General features: G+C 69.3%; 11 protein-coding genes and 1 riboswitch. Of the genes, 6 read left to right on the top strand and 5 right to left on the bottom strand.

Features of this window, described 5'->3' with window-relative positions:
• Nucleotides 1–53: 53 nt before the first annotated feature.
• The gene (locus tag CDO81_RS21120; RefSeq protein ID WP_088485214.1) at nt 54–506 is read left to right on the top strand and encodes a Smg family protein; all 453 of its coding nucleotides are present in this window, start codon (nt 54–56) and stop codon (nt 504–506) included.
• Between the two features lie 44 nt (nt 507–550).
• Here CDO81_RS21120 and CDO81_RS21115 read toward each other — a convergent pair whose 3' ends face one another.
• The 4 genes from CDO81_RS21115 to yajC form a co-directional block, all read right to left on the bottom strand.
• On the bottom strand, nt 551–3,022 hold the full coding sequence (locus CDO81_RS21115; RefSeq protein WP_088485213.1) for a DUF1631 family protein: 2,472 nt from the start codon (nt 3,020–3,022) through the stop codon (nt 551–553).
• Nucleotides 3,023–3,066: 44 nt separating this feature from the next.
• Entirely contained in the window at nt 3,067–4,101 is a 1,035-nt protein-coding gene (secF, locus tag CDO81_RS21110) for a protein translocase subunit SecF (RefSeq protein ID WP_088485212.1), read from the bottom strand.
• Nucleotides 4,102–4,110: 9 nt separating this feature from the next.
• A complete protein-coding gene (gene secD / locus CDO81_RS21105; protein WP_088485211.1) occupies nt 4,111–5,994 on the bottom strand; it encodes a protein translocase subunit SecD in 1,884 nt (627 codons plus the stop codon).
• 90 nt (nt 5,995–6,084) lie between these two features.
• Nucleotides 6,085–6,405: a preprotein translocase subunit YajC gene (gene yajC, locus CDO81_RS21100; RefSeq protein WP_088485210.1), complete on the bottom strand. Its 321-nt coding sequence runs from the start codon at nt 6,403–6,405 to the stop codon at nt 6,085–6,087.
• A gap of 114 nt (nt 6,406–6,519) precedes the next feature.
• On the opposite strand from yajC, the gene CDO81_RS21095 reads away from it, so the two are divergent.
• Genes CDO81_RS21095 through CDO81_RS21085 form a run of 3 tightly spaced genes read left to right on the top strand, consistent with a single transcriptional unit; the run spans nt 6,520 to nt 9,878 of the window.
• Nucleotides 6,520–7,014, top strand: a complete 495-nt coding sequence (locus CDO81_RS21095) for a hypothetical protein (protein WP_088485209.1) — start codon at nt 6,520–6,522, stop codon at nt 7,012–7,014.
• A gap of 10 nt (nt 7,015–7,024) precedes the next feature.
• A complete protein-coding gene (locus CDO81_RS21090) occupies nt 7,025–8,797 on the top strand; it encodes a diguanylate cyclase domain-containing protein (protein ID WP_088485208.1) in 1,773 nt (590 codons plus the stop codon).
• Nucleotides 8,781–9,878 (top strand): DNA glycosylase AlkZ-like family protein, encoded by a 1,098-nt coding sequence (locus CDO81_RS21085; RefSeq protein ID WP_088485207.1) that lies wholly within the window; start codon nt 8,781–8,783, stop codon nt 9,876–9,878. Before CDO81_RS21090 ends, CDO81_RS21085 begins: the two co-directional genes overlap by 17 nt.
• Here CDO81_RS21085 and CDO81_RS21080 read toward each other — a convergent pair.
• On the bottom strand, nt 9,868–10,869 hold the full coding sequence (locus CDO81_RS21080) for an aldo/keto reductase (protein ID WP_241517086.1): 1,002 nt from the start codon (nt 10,867–10,869) through the stop codon (nt 9,868–9,870). The genes CDO81_RS21085 and CDO81_RS21080 overlap by 11 nt on opposite strands.
• Nucleotides 10,870–11,064: 195 nt before the next feature.
• Between CDO81_RS21080 and CDO81_RS21075 the strand changes: the two genes are divergently transcribed.
• Nucleotides 11,065–11,280 carry a DUF3563 family protein gene (locus CDO81_RS21075; RefSeq protein WP_158218373.1) on the top strand — a complete coding sequence of 72 codons (216 nt, stop codon included), beginning with the start codon at nt 11,065–11,067 and terminating at the stop codon, nt 11,278–11,280.
• A gap of 65 nt (nt 11,281–11,345) precedes the next feature.
• Nucleotides 11,346–12,524: a polyphosphate kinase 2 gene (gene ppk2 / locus CDO81_RS21070; protein ID WP_420893056.1), complete on the top strand. Its 1,179-nt coding sequence runs from the start codon at nt 11,346–11,348 to the stop codon at nt 12,522–12,524.
• Nucleotides 12,525–12,570: 46 nt separating this feature from the next.
• A riboswitch (S-adenosyl-L-homocysteine riboswitch) is annotated at nt 12,571–12,650 on the top strand.
• Nucleotides 12,651–12,692 lie beyond the last annotated feature (42 nt).

Genomic DNA, 12,692 nt, shown 5'->3' with positions numbered 1-12,692 from the left:
AGGGGTTATTCGCGTCTGGGGCGCTTCAAACCCTCGGCTATCATCCCCTCACGATGTTCGATGTCCTGGTTTATCTCTACGAGACCTACTGGCGTCCGGACGCCTGCCCCGACCATGCGCAGCTCGCGCGCAAGCTGACGGCGGTGGGCTTCGAGAACGACGAGATCCAGGAGGCCCTGAACTGGCTCGACGGACTGGCTGCGGCCGGCGAGTCCTACCAGGGGGAGCAGAGCGCCCACGCGATGCGGGTGTACTCGGCGGCCGAGATCGAGCACCTGGGCGAGCCGTCCATCGGCTTCATCAGCTTCCTCGAATCGGCCGGCGTGCTGCCCGGCCCGATGCGCGAGATGGTCATCGACCGTGCCATGGCCATCCCGGGCGCGCCGATGGATCTCGAAGACCTGAAGATCATCGTGCTGATGGTGTTCTGGTGCCTGGGCGAGGAGCCGGATGCCCTCATCCTCGACGAACTCTTCGTCGCCCCGGAAGACCGGCTGATCCACTGAGCCTTGGTGGCACTGACGAAGAACGGCGCCTCAGGCGCCGTTTGTCATTTCAGGAGCTGATCCGGGTCAGCATCCAGCTTGGCCAGCGCCTTGCGCGTGGCCTGCACGGTCAGGGCTTCATCCTGGGCCGGCAGCAGCAGGCCCGCCTGCAGGAAGGCTGCCATGCGGTTCAGCGAGAACAGCACGCCACGGCCCTTGGGCGTGACGAACAGCGCCAGCTGCTTGCGCAAGCCGCGCCACGCGAGCTGCACCTGCTCGTTGCGGCCGCGGTAGTCGAGCATGAACCAGCCGCCGACCTGCAGCTCGCGGGCCCAGGCCACCATGGCCGGCGTCGGGGCCGAGCCGCCTTCGGCCACGACCTCCATGCCCTCGGACTCGTGGCCGGACAGGTCGCGCACCAGCATTTCGTCGACATGGCTGTCGCCCTCGATGTCTTCGGGCAGCATGGCCTCCAAGGTCTCGAGCTGATCCATCAGTTCGTCCAGCCGCTCGCGCGGGATGGCCGCGGTCTTGGCCGTGAAGGCGGCCGCGAGCGCGTTGTTCAGCTGGCGTACGTGCTCATCCTGCTTGTCGGTCGGCAGGCCGGCGTGGCTCATGCCGTCGCGCAGGGTCTTGAGCAGCGGCGGCAGGCGGCGGATCACTTCGGCGCGCTCCTCGCGCGAGGCCTTGGAGCTGGCTGACCAGATCAGGTCGGCCGCGGCCCGCTTCATCGTCTTGGTGACGTCGGCCTGGGCGCCGGCGCGCACCGCGGTGACGGCGAGCACATCGGCCCAGACGTGGAACAGGAAGTCGCGCACGCCATCCTGCACCGGCACTTCTGACAGCATCTTGCGCAGCTCGATGGTGTACTGGATGGCCAGCGTCTCGCGCTGCTCCACCTGCTGGGCAAGGGACACGCCGCGCTTGGAGGCCTGGTTCTCGTTCTCGAAATAGTGGTCGAGGAACTTCTCGAACTCGGTCAGCACCGTCGAGAACACCCGGCGGCCAGTGTCAGGGTAGGCCTCGACCACCTGCACGACCCGCTTGATCTCGCGCTCCAGCGCATCGTTGCTGGCCCGCTCGGAACCCGGGCTGCCGCTCTGCGCGGTGTTGAAGCCCATCACACAGGCGCCCATGCGGTCGATGAGGCGGCGGGCCGGATGGTCGGCGGCTGCAAAGAAGTCGGGTTCGCTGACCGCCACGCGCAGCACCGGCATCTGCAGCCGGGCAAACCACACGCGCACCGTGGCCGGGATGCGCTCCTCGGTCAGGATGCTCTGGAACATCATCGCGACGATCTCGATGGTCGCGCGCTCGGCAGGGTTGTTGGCCGCCTGCTTGAGGACCTGCTTGAAGGCCTGGTTGCGGGCGCCGATCTCCTCCAGTGCGCGCGGGGCACTCGCTGCAGCACCGCTGGATTCAGCCCCACCGGTGGGGCGGCGCTGAAGTGACTCCTGCGCATGCTTGATCGCGCCCAGCAGACGGGGCGAAGCCGCCACCGCCGGTGGTGCATCTGCCAGCGCAGGCCGCGCGGCGCCCGAGGCGCTGTCAGGCCCCGCCGAGGCCAGCGCGGCGGACGGGGCGCCAGGCGCGACATCCGCCAGGCTGGGGCGGCCAGCGCCCGGGCGGGCGGGCACCTGGCTCTTGGTGACCGGAAAGCCCGGCACGTGACGTGCCAGCACGCGCTGCAGCTGGGCCATGACTTCGTCGGCCTGGCTGCTGGCCTTGCTGCGCACGGGCGCACCATTCCCAGCGGGCGGGGCGCCTGACGAGGGGGCCAGGCCCGGGCCCGGCGCCACGGGCGCGGGGGCTGCGACGGCAGGCGTGGCCGGCACCGGCGCCCCTGCCGCAGCGGCAGCAGCGATGTCCCGGGCCGTCTGGGCCGTGCGGCGGATGAACGGGCGCAGGTCCACCTCGGGCAGCACCTTCTGGGCGATCAGCCAGCGGTTGGTCTCGTGGTAGGCCTCGCTGATGAGCTGGGCGAATTCCTCGTGCAGCTCGTGGTGCAGCAGCTGCCAGATGTTGGCGTCCAGGCCGACCCGGTTCCAGGCGTCCAGCGCCAGGCGGGCCACCACGTGGGCGCGCAGCAGGTCCAGGGGCTCCAGGTCGTCCTGGCCCTCCAACGCCTGCATGCGGGTACGCAGATCGGTGAACTCCCAGGTGGCGCGGTCCATCATGACCAGGGCCAGACGGGAGCTGGTGATCTCGCGCTCGATGGTGGAGTCATCCACCAGGCTCATCTTGGACGTCGGCGCCGGCGTGCCGGTGTCGTGCTCGCGCGCGTTGTCGGAGACGCCATGGACGGCGGCGTGACGCAGCGCGGCCACCACCGCCATCTGCCAGTTCGGGCCCGACTTCTGCCAGGCCTGCACCGCATCCCGGCGCGCCATCATGACGGCGTGAGGCGCACCCTGCACCAGCAGGTTGCTCGCGCCCTGCCCCACGGCCGCCACCAGCGGCGTCATGCCGCGGACCAGGGCTTCGAGGTAGACGCGCCTTGCCTGGGTGGCCAGAGCCTGGTTGCGGGCGGCGGTCATGGAGCGTGTGGGGCGATCAGCGTCGTTGCGAAGTCCGCTTCACTCTACACGACCGCCCCGGAGTTCGGGTCGTTGGGGTCGTCCCGGGTCACGGCGACTTTCACGAGGTCCTCGCGCTTGACGCCGAGCCACATCGCAATGGCGGCCGCCACGAACACCGACGAGTAGATGCCGAACAGGATGCCGATGGTCAGCGCGACCGCGAAATAGTGCAGCGTCGGGCCGCCGAACAGCAGCATGGACACCACCATCAGCTGCGTGGAGCCGTGGGTGATGATGGTGCGGCTCATCGTGGACGTGATCGCGTGGTCGATCACCTCCTGAGTGTTCATCTTGCGGTACTTGCGGAAGGCCTCGCGCACCCGGTCGAAGATCACGACCGATTCGTTCACCGAGTAGCCCAGCACCGCCAGGATGGCCGCCAGCACCGCTAGCGAGAACTCCCACTGGAAGAAGGCAAAGAAGCCCAGGATGATGACCACGTCGTGCAGGTTGGCGATGATGCCGGCCACCGCGAACTTCCATTCGAAGCGGATCGCCAGGTAGATCATGATGCCCACCACCGTCATGGCCAGGGCCTTGGCGGCATCCAGCGCCAGCTCGGCGCCCACGGCCGGGCCGACCACCTCGGAGCGCGACAGCGCCACCGGCTCGGCGCCGTCGGCGGTCTTGCAGATCTGCTTGCTGACCTGCTCGCCCTGGGGCGTGACGGTCTGCAGCTTGGTGACGCTGCCCGCGTCGGCCTTGCAGATTTCTGCAAAGACCTTGTCGACCACCTCGGTCTGCTTCTCGCCGGCACGCACCGGCAGGCGGATCATGACGTCGCGCGAGGAGCCGAAGTTCTGCACCTGCACCTCGCCGTAGCCCATCTTCTCGACGGCCTGGCGGGTCTTGTCAATGTCGGCGGCCTGCGGATAAGCCACCTCGATGACCGTACCGCCCGTGAACTCGATGGAGAAATGCAGGCCGCGGGTCACCAGGAAGAACACGGCGGCCGCGAAGGTGATGAAGGAGATCGCGTTGAAGATCAACGCATGCTTCATCAGCGGCAGGTCGCGCTTGATGCGAAAGAGTTCCATGTGCTTTCCTTAGGCCTTGGCCGCCACGTCGGTGGTCTCGGGCTCGGGTTTCCAGATCTGGCCGATGGACACGCTCTTGAGCTTCTTCTGGCGGCCATACCAGAGGTTCACGAGGCCGCGCGAGAACACGATCGACGAGAACATCGAGGTCAGGATGCCCAGGCAGTGCACGACCGCGAAGCCCTTGATCGGGCCGGAGCCGAAGACCAGCAGCGCGATGCCCGCGATCAGCGTGGTCACGTTGGAGTCCAGGATGGTGGCGAAGGCCCGCTCGTAGCCGAGGTGGATGGCCTGCTGGGGCGAGGCGCCGCCGCGCAGCTCTTCCCGCACGCGCTCGTTGATCAGCACGTTGGAGTCAATGGCCATGCCCAGCACCAGCGCAATGGCCGCGATGCCCGGCAGCGACAGCGTGGCCTGCATCATCGACAGCGCCGCCACCAGCAGCAGCAGGTTGAAGCCCAGCGCCAGCGACGAGAACACGCCGAACAGCAGGTAGTACACGCACATGAAGGCGGCCACGGCGACAAAGCCCCAAGTGACCGAGGCGATGCCCTTCTCGATGTTTTCCTTGCCCAGGCTCGGGCCGATGGTCTTCTCTTCGATGATCTCCATCGGCGCGGCCAGCGAGCCGGCGCGCAGCAGCAGGGCCGTGTCGTTGGCTTCCTGCGTGGTCATGGCGCCCGAGATCTTGATCCGGCCGCCACTGAGTTCGCTACGGATGACCGGCGCGGTGACGACCTCGCCCTTGCCCTTCTCGAACAGGATGATGGCCATGCGCTTGCCGATGTTCTCGCGCGACAGGTCCTTCATCACGCGGGCGCCCTTGGCATCCAGCGTCAGGTCGACCGACGGTTGGTGGTTCTCGTCGAAGCCGGTCTGGGCGTCGACCAGGGCATCACCCGTCAGCACCACCTGGCGCTTGACGATGATGGGGCCGAAGCCGCGGTCCATGAACCGCTCGGTGCCGAAGGGCACCGGGCCATTGCCCTTGAGTGCCTCCAGCGCCTCGGTGGTGTCGTCCACCATGCGCAGCTCGAGCGTGGCGGTGCGGCCGATGATGTCCTTGGCCTTGGCGGTGTCCTGCACGCCCGGCAGCTGCACCACGACCCGGTCCAGGCCCTGCTGCTGGATGACGGGTTCGGCCACGCCGAGTTCGTTCACGCGGTTGTGCAGCGTGGTGATGTTCTGCTTGAGGGCCGCTTCCTGCACCGCAACCTGAGCCTTGGGGTTCAGGTTGCCGGCCAGGCGCAGCTCGCTGCCTTCGCCCTGGGGCGTCCAGACGACGTCGGGCAGCTGGGTCGTCAGCAGATTGAGCGCAGCCGTGCGCTGATCGGCGTCGCGGAAGGCGATCAGCACGGTGTTCGCTTCACGCGTGATGCCGGCGTGGCGGATGTTCTTGTCGCGCAGCATCGTGCGCGCGTCGCCGGTCAGGGCCTCGGCCTTCTTCGTGAGGGCCGCCTTCATGTCGACCTGCATCAGGAAGTGCACGCCGCCGCGCAGGTCCAGGCCCAGGTACATCGGGTTGGCGTGCAGGGCGGTGAGCCACTGGGGCGAGCGCGACAGCAGGTTCAGGGCCACGATGTAGGTCGGGTCGGCCGCGTCCGGGTTGAGCGCCTTGCTGATCGCGTCCTTGGCCTTGAGCTGGGTGTCGGTGTCGCTGAAGCGGGCCTTGACCGAGTTGCCGTCGAACTGGACGAAGTCGGCCTTGACGCCGGCCTGCTGCAAGGCGGCCTCGATGCGCTGCGTCATCGACGCATCGACCTTGACGGTCACCTTGGCGCTGGACACCTGCACCGCCGGCGCTTCGCCGAACAGGTTGGGCAGGGTGTAGAGGGCGCCGATCAGCAACGCGACGAGCAGGATCGCGTACTTCCAGAGCGGGTAGCGGTTCATGGGAAGGTCCTTGTTGGCGCCGGGAGGGCGTCGTCAGCCGCCGCGCGGGTTGCAGGGCGGGCTGGCTGACGGAAATGGGCGCAGGGCCGTTTACTTCAAGCTGCCCTTAGGGAGAACCTGGGTGATGGCGCTGCGCTGCAGCTGCACTTCCACGCCGTTGCCGACTTCCAGGTGGATGAAGCTGTCGCCCAGCTTGGCGATCTTGCCGACCAGGCCACCGGCGGTGACGACCTCGTCGCCCTTCTGGACCGCCTCGATCATGGCCTTGTGCTCCTTCTGGCGCTTCATCTGCGGCCGGATCATCACGAAATAGAGCACCACGAACATCAGCACCAGGGGCAGCATGCCCAGCAGACTGTTCTCAGGGCTGGCGGCGGCGCCGGTCTGCGCGAAGGCGTTGGAGATAAACACGTTGCGTTCCTCGGGGGAAATACTCGGAAAGGATCGATGCGCCCGCGGCAGGCGCAAGCAACCGCGGATTCTATGTCCCACGCCAGAGCGCCCGGCCGCCGCTATGCTGCACCCATGGACGCCAGCCCCGCCCGCATCAACGTCGGCCAGCTCCCCCAGGGGCGCTTCATGGCGCATGGTGAGCTGCAGGTCTGGCACCACGGCCGGCTGCTGTGCTACGAGGCCAGCGGGCCGTTCAACGTGGAGATGGTGGGCGTCATGTCGCGCGCCGTCGGCCGTCTGCTGCAGCGCTGGCAGCCCACCGCACCCTATGTGTGCGTGACCTGGTGGCATGGCAGCCTGATGGCCTCGCCGGAGGTGCTGGAGGTCTACCACGACCTGCTGCGCCTGGGCCGGCAGGTGATGCCGGCCGAGCTGGCCTGCCTGTGGCAGGTGGGCCCCGAGATCGAGGACGCAGCCATCATGAAGCCGCTGTGGAAGCAGGTGCACGACCACTGCGGCTACCGGCTGGAATACTGCGACACCGACGCCGACATGCTGCGCCGCGCCCACAGCCTGCTGCGCGAGGCCGGCGTCGCCGAGGCCGAGATTGAGGGCCTGTCCCGCTGATGGAAGGCGCATGTCACTGAGGACCCTGACCGCACGCCTGCCGTTGCGGCGCCTGCTGACGCTGCCCTACGTCGCACTGATCCTGGCCCTCGTGCTGCTGGTCGGGGCGCTGTCGTGGCGAGCCGGGCGAGACACGGTAGACAGCCTGTCGGGCCAGCTCATCGGCGAGGCGGTGAGCCGCATCCAGGTGTCGCTGGAGCGCCACCTGTCCGGGGCCGACACCGTGCTGGAGGCCGCCTTCCCCACCGGCCTGCCCGCACCCGACAGCATCGCCCAAGACCTGGATGCCCTGCGCACCCGCTTCTGGCTGGCCACCTCGGTGCACCGCGACCCCAACAACTACGTCTATTACGGCGACCGGCACGGGCACTTTCTCGGCCTGTGGCGTTTCTCGGAGCAAGAAGCCGAGCTGCGCCTGCGCACGGCGGCCGAGGGCCCGCGCACGCTCTACCGGCTCAGCGGCATCCGCGGCGAGCCGCGCTCGCCGACTGCCGAGGACAAGGTCTTCGAACCGCGCGACCGCCCCTGGTACCAGTCCGCCCTGGCGAGCCCGGCCGCCCTGCGCTGGACGCCGGTCTACATCGACTTCAAGACCGCCGACCTGGTCGTCACGCGCACCAAGCGCATCGGCAATGACGTCGGCGAGCCTGAAGGCGTGGCCGCCACCGACCTGCCCCTGAAGCAGCTCAACGCACTGCTTCAGGGGCTGGCCCTCACCGAGCATGCGGTGGCGATGGTGGTGGAGGCCGACGGGCAGCTGGTGGCGGTCTCGCGCGGCGCCCATATCCGCAGCCTGCCCAGCGGCGAGCGCGAGCGGCTGAACGCCGCCCAGAGCCCCGACACCCTCGTCGCCAGCGCCTATGCCGCCGCCCGCAACCGCCTGGCGGCCGCCCCCGGCGAGCTGGGCACCGCGCCGCGCAGCAGCCGCTTTGACGACGCCGAAGGCCGCCGCATCCAGCTCGGCTTCTCCCACGTCGCACCGGCCCTGGGCTTGGACTGGCTGGTCATCGTCGCCGTGCCCCAGGCCGACTTCCTGGCTGGCGTGCAACGCAACTTCGTCCAGGCCGCGCTGCTGGCCGGCGTGGGCGTGGTGACTGCGCTCGGGCTGGGCTGGGCGGTGCTCGGCGTCGTCACCCGCGAATTGCGGGAGTTGGCGGATGCCGCGCGCCGCGTGGGCGACGGCATCCTGGACGAGCCGCCCGAGGTCAGCCGCCAGGACGAGCTCGGCGACCTGGCCCGCAGCTTTGCCGACATGCAGCGCCGGCTGCTGACTGACCAGCTCACCGGCCTATCCAACCGCAGCGCGATCCTGCGCCGCATCGAAGACCGCGTTCTGCAGCAGCGCCGGCGCGGCGACCACTGGCCGTTTGCGGTGATGTTCGTCGACCTGGCCCGCATCAAGGAGGTCAACAAGCGCTTCGGCCACGCCGTCGGCGACGAGGTGCTGCGCGAGGTGGGGCAGCGGCTGCGCGCGGGCGTGCGCATCGGCGACGTGGTGGCCCGCTACGCGGGTGACGAATTCGTGCTGCTGCTGGAGTCGGTTGAAAACCGCGCCGATGCCGAGGCGGCCCGCCGCCACCTGGAGGCGTCCCTGCGCGAGCCGCTCGCAGCGCTGGCCGGCGTCGCGCCGGCAGATTTCGTGATCGGCGCCAGCTTCGGCATCGCCCTCTACCCCGACGACGGCCTGGACACCGAAACCCTGCTGCGCCATGCCGACGCCGACATGTACGCCCGCCGGCAGCAGACCGACTCACCCGAGCCTCCCGATGCCACCCTGCCCTGATCTCGCCGCGCTGCGCCGCCACGCGGTCGCCCGCAGCCTGTTCACGCCGACCACGCTGCTCAAGGCGGTCGAGCAGATCGGCGGCTTCGTGCAGGCAGACCCGCTGCGCGCCCCCGCCCGGGCCCAGGACCTGACCCTGCGTCACCGGGTCAAGGGCTACCAGGCCGGCGACCTGGAACGCCGCTACCCGCGGCTGCCGCTGCAGGAAGATTTCTTCATCAACTACGGCTTCGTCACGCCCGAGCTGCGGGCGCTGATGCATCCGCGCACCGCCCGCCGGGTGTGGGACAAGGCCCGCTGGAAGCAGGCACACGCGGTGCTGGCCGAAGTCGAGCGCCTGGGCGAGGCCCACCCGGCAGACGTTGACGCGGCCTTGGGTCACGGCGCCGTCAAGAACTGGTTCGGCGGCAACAGCCGGCTCACCACCGAACTGCTGGACGGCCTGCACTACCGCGGCCACCTGGACGTCGTGCGGCGCGACAGCGGCACGCGGGTCTACCGCCTGGCCGCACCCTGGCAGGCCCACCCCGACCCGCAGACCGCCATGGACGCCATGGCCGACGTGCTGGTGCGCAAGTACGCCCCCCTGCCCGCCGCGAGCCTCGGCCAGCTGATCGCGATGCTGTTCTTCGCCGCGCACCAATGGCAGCACCTGCGCAAGGCCACGCTGGCCCGCGCCAAGGCCCGTCTGGCGCATGCGCGCATTGACGGCGTCGACTGGTATTGGCCCGCCGACGAAGACCCCGCGCGCGGCTGGCGCATCCCGTCGCAGGTCAGGCTGCTGGCGCCTTTCGACCCCGTGGTCTGGGACCGTCGCCGCTTCGAGCTGCTGTGGGGCTGGGCCTACCGCTTCGAGGCCTACACGCCCGCCGCCAAGCGGGTGCGCGGCCACTACGCCATGCCACTGCTGTGGCGCGACCAGGTCATCGGCTGGGCCAATGCCTCGGTGAAGGGCGGCAAGGTGGCGGTGGACTGCGGCTACGTGAACGGCAAGGCGCCCCGGGAGGCCGCCTTCCGCACGGCGCTGGACGACGAGATCGAACGCCTGCGCACCTTCCTGGCCCTGCCGCCTACACGTTGACCGACCCCATCTGCGCCGCCGGGTAGCGCGTGCCCGCCACCGCGTGCTCGGCCAGGAGTGCTGCCAGGCGGGCGCGGCGGCCTTCATCGAAATGGATGCCGGCGGCCAGCGTGTTCTCTTCGAGCCGGGCCGTGCTGCGGGTACCCGGGATGGGCACGATGTCCGGTCCCTGGTCCAGCAGCCAGGCCAGGGCCAGCTGAGCGGGCGTGTAGCTCCATTCGTCGGCCAGCGCCTTCAAGGCATCCGCCAAGGCGAGGTTGTGGTCGAGGTTGCCGTCCTGAAAGCGCGGATGAACCCGGCGGCGGTCGTCGGGCGCGAGCTGATCGGCGGAGCGGATCGCGCCGGTCAGGAAGCCGCGCCCAAGCGGGCTGTAAGGCACCAGCGCGATGCCGAGCTCACGGCAGGTGGGCAGGATCTCGGCCTCCACGTCCCGGCTCCACATCGAATACTCGGTCTGCACGGCCGCGATCGGATGCACGGCATGCGCCCGGCGGATGGTGGCCGCTGACGCCTCGGACAGCCCCAGGTGGGCCACCTTGCCGGCCTTCACCAGCTCGGCCATGGCGCCGACCGTCTCCTCGATGGGCACGGTCTTGTCCACGCGGTGCTGGTAGTACAGGTCGATGCGCTCCACGCCCAGGCGCTGCAGGCTCGCGTCGCAGGCTTCGCGCACATAGGCCGGGCTGCCGTCGATGCGCAGCACCGTGCCGTCGGGCGCGCGCACATGGCCGAACTTGGTCGCCAGCACCACCTCGCCCGGGCGCGCGGCCAGCAGCCGCGCAAGCAGGCGCTCGTTGGCACCGATGCCGTACATGTCGGCGGTGTCGAGGAAGTTGATACCCGTGTCGAGCGCGTGATGCAGCACCGCCAGCGACTGGGCATCGTCCGCGGGGCCATAGAAGTCGGACATGCCCATGCAGCCCAGGCCGAGGGCGGAGACCTCGGGGCCGGAGGTGCCGAGACGGCGACGGGGCAGATGCACGTGGGACATGGGCGGGACCTCGGGGCTGTGAACGAAGGGCTGAAGCTTAGTCACAAGCGCATGCCCGGCCGGTGACAAGGATTCATGCCGCGGTTGTGCCCCCGCCGTCACTGACACAGCCTGCGTGAGGCCGCCCGGGCTTGTGCCTTCACGCACCGGGCGCGCCTGCCTATCGTGAGTCGACTGTTGCCGATGGAGATGCGCATGACCCGCCCCGCTCTGCCCCTGCCCCTCGTGGTGAAGCTTTTGCACCTGGCCGCCTGGCTGGTGCGACGCCAGGCCCGGCCGGCCCCGCGGGGCGCAGCGGCGGACTCCGATACCGCCTGGCTGAACAAGGCCGCCGACCTCGCCGACCTGGAACGTCGCCTGAAACGACTCGAACGCGGCCGCCCGGACCGCTTCGGACCGCTGCCGCCTTGATACGAATCAAGCAAGACGGCCACCGGCGCGCGCAGTATCGTCATCGTTCTGTCATGCCAGGAGTGATGCCCATGCCCAGCCCCAGCCGCGCCCGCAACCCCGACACGGCCCGCGCCGCCCCTCGGCGCGCCAACGCCCGCCGTGTGGCCGCGGGGGACACCGCGCCGCGCCTGGACGCCGACAGCCTGGAAAAACACCGCGTCAACCGCGCCGCCACCCGCCACGACGTGATGGGCAGCGAAACCCTGGCCGAACTGCTGCGCCGCCATCAACAGGGCGAAGGGGGGCCTGAGGCCCTGGCCGAAGAGCTCGGCACGCTGCTGGCCGGCAGTTCGCCCGACGAGCGCCGCCACCTGCGCCGCGCGCTGCGCCAGCACGAGGAGGCGGTGACACCCGGGCAGGACGCCGACGCTGACACCGAACTCAGCCCCGGCTGGCGCCAGGGCGCCTATCCCTACAAGAACCTGCTCTCGCGCCGCCGCTACGAGAAGGAGAAGTACCGGCTGCAGGTCGAGCTGCTCAAGCTCCAGGCCTGGGTGAAGGAAACCGGCGCGCGGGTGGTCATCCTGTTCGAGGGGCGGGATGCCGCGGGCAAGGGCGGCACCATCAAGCGCTTCATGGAGCATCTCAACCCCCGCGGCGCGCGCGTGGTGGCGCTGGAGAAACCCAGCGAGGTCGAGCGCGGCCAGTGGTACTTCCAGCGCTACGTGAACCACCTGCCCACGGCCGGCGAAATCGTGCTGTTCGACCGCAGCTGGTACAACCGCGCCGGCGTCGAGCGGGTCATGGGGTTTTGCAGCGAGAGCGAGTACCAGGAGTTCCTGCGCCAGACGCCCGAGTTCGAGCGCCAACTGGTGCGCTCGGGCATCCACCTGTTCAAGTTCTGGTTCTCGGTCAGCCAGGCCGAGCAGCGCCGCCGCTTCAAGGAGCGCAAGCTGCACCCACTCAAGCAGTGGAAGTTGAGCCCCATCGACATGGCGTCCCTCGACAAATGGGACGACTACACCCGCGCCAAGGAGGCGATGTTCCTGCACTGCGACACCTCCGATGCGCCCTGGACCGTCATCAAGAGCGACTGCAAGAAGCGCGCGCGGCTGAACGCGATGCGTTTCGTGCTCAACCGCCTGCCCTACGCCGCCCGGCGCCTGGAGCGGGTGGGGCCGGTGGACCCGTTGATCGTCGGCCGGCCAGCGCTGGTGTCGGTCGCGGGTGACGATTTGTTGGCACCCGGTGGCGCCGGGTAATCCACACGGCCACCCACGGCGGGCCGGAGGCTGGCTAGAATCCGCAGCCTCCGAGGAGCGTTGCAACCTCAGCACCTTTTGAGGCCAGGCTCGGAGCGTTACCCCCTGCAACCGCGCTCACCCGCTGACCTTGGGTCGGGGTGTGTCTGAAATCCCCCTTTGCCCCCG

It is taken from the genome of Roseateles puraquae (assembly GCF_002205845.1).
GTDB lineage: Bacteria > Pseudomonadota > Gammaproteobacteria > Burkholderiales > Burkholderiaceae_C > Pelomonas > Pelomonas puraquae.
This window is presented reverse-complemented; position numbering and strand designations above follow the sequence as displayed.

Bases quoted from the DNA above. Each gene is read 5' to 3' on its own strand.
- CDO81_RS21120 (WP_088485214.1), top strand. From the start codon at position 54: ATGTTCGATGTCCTGGTTTATCTCTACGAGACCTACTGGCGTCCGGAC.
- CDO81_RS21115 (WP_088485213.1), bottom strand. From the start codon at position 3,022: ATGACCGCCGCCCGCAACCAGGCTCTGGCCACCCAGGCAAGGCGCGTC.
- secF (WP_088485212.1), bottom strand. From the start codon at position 4,101: ATGGAACTCTTTCGCATCAAGCGCGACCTGCCGCTGATGAAGCATGCG.
- secD (WP_088485211.1), bottom strand. From the start codon at position 5,994: ATGAACCGCTACCCGCTCTGGAAGTACGCGATCCTGCTCGTCGCGTTG.
- CDO81_RS21095 (WP_088485209.1), top strand. From the start codon at position 6,520: ATGGACGCCAGCCCCGCCCGCATCAACGTCGGCCAGCTCCCCCAGGGG.
- CDO81_RS21090 (WP_088485208.1), top strand. From the start codon at position 7,025: ATGTCACTGAGGACCCTGACCGCACGCCTGCCGTTGCGGCGCCTGCTG.
- CDO81_RS21085 (WP_088485207.1), top strand. From the start codon at position 8,781: ATGCCACCCTGCCCTGATCTCGCCGCGCTGCGCCGCCACGCGGTCGCC.
- CDO81_RS21080 (WP_241517086.1), bottom strand. From the start codon at position 10,869: ATGTCCCACGTGCATCTGCCCCGTCGCCGTCTCGGCACCTCCGGCCCC.
- CDO81_RS21075 (WP_158218373.1), top strand. From the start codon at position 11,065: ATGACCCGCCCCGCTCTGCCCCTGCCCCTCGTGGTGAAGCTTTTGCAC.
- ppk2 (WP_420893056.1), top strand. From the start codon at position 11,346: ATGCCCATGCCCAGCCCCAGCCGCGCCCGCAACCCCGACACGGCCCGC.